The following is a 507-nucleotide window of genomic DNA, read 5'->3' on the forward strand; positions in this document are numbered from 1 at the left end:
ATCGGCTTCATGCTCGAACCCCACGGATTCTTCGACCAAAACCCCACCCTCAACCTCCCCACCCAAGAAACAACCACCACAACCACCAAAGCCGCACACTGCTGCAACGGACACGAATCATGAACCGACCAACAGAAGCTTGAGTATGGCATGGGTGAACTGACTTAGAGCTGGAGAAGGAACTAACCAGGCGGTTCCCGATGCTGTCGACGGCAGCGTCGGGGACCAAGCCCATACCCAACCCGTACCCAACCCAACCCCAACCTAGTAGTGGGAGTGTGTTCCGCGTGTTCAGTATCCCCGCAGTTACCTGGACCCTCACGACCGTCCTGCTGCTGAGCGCAAGCTATCACTTCCTGCAGGCGACAAGGTCACGCCAACTCACGGATCAGGTGAACCAAAGCCTCCACGCCATCATGCACGTCCTGATGGCGGCCATGTTGTGGAACCTCGCGCCGTCGACCATGCTGGCTCAAATCGCAGTCCTCACCGGCGCGGCACTGTGGT

At 58.6% G+C, this 507-nt stretch carries 1 protein-coding gene; it reads left to right on the top strand.

From position 1 onward, the window contains the following. Window positions 1-287: 287 nt before the first annotated feature. On the top strand, window positions 288-507 hold a 220-nt coding region (locus OS914_RS18050; protein ID WP_267547433.1), incomplete at its 3' end, for a hypothetical protein.

It is taken from the genome of Arthrobacter endolithicus (assembly GCF_026627425.1).
Taxonomy (GTDB): domain Bacteria; phylum Actinomycetota; class Actinomycetes; order Actinomycetales; family Micrococcaceae; genus Arthrobacter_M.